We start from the raw sequence: 2224 nt of genomic DNA on the forward strand, positions 1-2224 counted from the left end.
GATAGCGGTGTGTCAGCCGATGACAATATGTCTGAAAGACCGCTATCGCGAGCAGGCTCACTCCTACAGGGGATCTGCGTCGGATTCGAAACGGGTTCATAACAATAATAAAATCGCTGCACTCAGAGGCTCGCCCCCATGGCCGCACCTGCTTCGCCGCTGTCCCACGACGCGATCGTCCAGACCTCCTGGCAACGTTGCCGCGCGTTCGGCCTCGACCACCAGAGCACCCCGGCCTTCGATCAGTTGCCCGCTGCCGGCATTGCGCGGTTGCTCGACAGTCATCATTCGCTGGTGCAGACCACGCACCAGGAAGTCCTGCCCTACTACGAAAACATCCTCAGCAATTCCAACTGCCTGATCATGCTGGCCGACAACCAGGGCCAGGTGCTGACCTCGTGGGGCACGCAGCGCTTTATCGAACCGACTCTCGCCCGGGGTTTTCAGGCCGGGGCGAGCTGGATGGAGCGCAGCAGCGGCACCAATGCGATCGGCACCGCACTGGCCTGTGAGCAGGCGGTGCACATCGAACACGATGAACATTTTCTCAAGGCCAACCGCTTCATGACCGGCTCCGCTGCGCCGATTTTCGACGCCGAGCGCAAGGTCATCGCGGTGCTCGACGTGTCCAGCGACAGCTACCTGCCGCCCTCGCACACCCTGGGCATGGTCAAGATGATGAGCCAGACGGTGGAGAACCGGCTGATCCTCAACCTGTTCCATGGCCAGCACTTTCAGCTCACCTTCAACACCGGCTTGAACAACCTCGACAGCCAATGGGCCGGGTTGCTGATTTTCGATGAGAGCGGCCAGGTGCTCTCGGCCAATCGCCGCGCCGACAATCTGCTCGGCGTGCGTCTGTCACGGGTCAGCGTCGAGAGCCTGTTCAAGGTGTCGCTGCTGGAGCTGATCAATCAGCCCGAGGGGATGCCGTTTGCTTTGCAGACTTCCGGGCGCAACCGTTTTCAATGTTTGTTGAAACGGCCGAAACAGGCGCCGGTGCAAGCGCGGGTGTTTGTCGCCGAGGACCAGCCTGCGCCAGCCAGTGTAATCAGCCTCAATACTCTGCATTTCGGCGACAGTCGCGTGGAAAAAGCCGTGCGTCAGGCCGAGCGCTTGCTGGAAAAAGACATTCCGTTGTTGATCCACGGTGAAACCGGCGTCGGCAAGGAAGTGTTCGTCAAAGCCCTGCACCAGGCCAGCTCGCGGAGTAGACAGGCGTTCATCGCGGTGAACTGCGCAGCCATCCCCGCCGAACTGGTGGAGTCGGAATTGTTCGGCTACGAGAAAGGCGCTTTCACCGGCGCCAATCAGAAAGGCAGCATCGGCCTGATCCGCAAGGCAGACAAAGGCACGCTGTTTCTCGACGAGATCGGCGATATGCCGCTGCCGACCCAAGCGCGCTTGTTGCGGGTGTTGCAGGAACGTTGCGTGCAACCGGTGGGCAGCAGCGAGTTGTTCGCGGTTGATCTGCGAATTATCTCTGCGACCAACCGATCGTTGCGCGAGCAGGTGCAACTGGGCCGCTTTCGCGAGGATTTGTACTACCGCATCGGTGGTCTGACCCTGGAGCTGCCGCCGTTACGCGAGCGCAGTGACAAGCAGGCGCTGTTTAAACGGCTATGGGAGCAGCATCGCGAGCCGACGCAATGGGCGGGGTTGAGCCCGGAGGTGTTGGAGCTGTTCGAGAAGCATCCGTGGCCGGGGAATCTGCGTCAGGTCAGCAGCGTGATGCAGGTGGCGCTGGCCATGGCCGAGGAACAACCGGTGCGGCCGGAGCATTTGCCGGATGATTTTTTTGTCGATCTGGAGATGGAGCCGGTGGAGACGGCGCCGCCGCTGGGGCTGGATTTGAATGATGTCGAGGCGTTGAATCGCGAGTTGAAAGCGGCCGGGGGGAATATTTCGCACCTGGCGCGGCGGTTGGGGGTGAGTCGGAATACGCTTTACAAGCGGTTGCGGCAGATTGGCAACTGAGTACACCCCTTCCCCTCACCCCAGCCCTCTCCCCGAGGAGAGGGGGCCGATTGGGGGATATTCGAGAGAAACGCCGACCTGATCTGGCTTCACCGAATCCATAATCGACCCGATCGTTCAGGTCGGCGTATAGCAAAAGACACGTCGGTGATCTGGCTTAATGATTCTGGACACCCCTAAAGGGCGGTAATCTACGCCCATAGACGAGGTGTGATTTGACCAGACGATATTTTTCGACAGATTTCAA

The 2224-nt window shown here is 60.0% G+C and carries 1 protein-coding gene; it reads left to right on the forward strand.

Features of this window, described 5'->3' with window-relative positions; translation table 11 throughout:
- Nucleotides 1–138 precede the first annotated feature (138 nt).
- On the forward strand, nt 139–1977 hold the full coding sequence (locus DCO47_RS26570; RefSeq protein ID WP_116659271.1) for a sigma-54-dependent Fis family transcriptional regulator: 1839 nt from the start codon (nt 139–141) through the stop codon (nt 1975–1977).
- Nucleotides 1978–2224: the final 247 nt, after the last annotated feature.

Source organism: Pseudomonas sp. NDM (assembly GCF_003105095.1).
GTDB classification, from domain to species: Bacteria; Pseudomonadota; Gammaproteobacteria; order Pseudomonadales; family Pseudomonadaceae; genus Aquipseudomonas; species Aquipseudomonas moraviensis_A.

Excerpts from the sequence above, each read along its gene's own strand:
- DCO47_RS26570 (WP_116659271.1), top strand. The coding sequence starts at position 139 with ATGGCCGCACCTGCTTCGCCGCTGTCCCACGACGCGATCGTCCAGACC.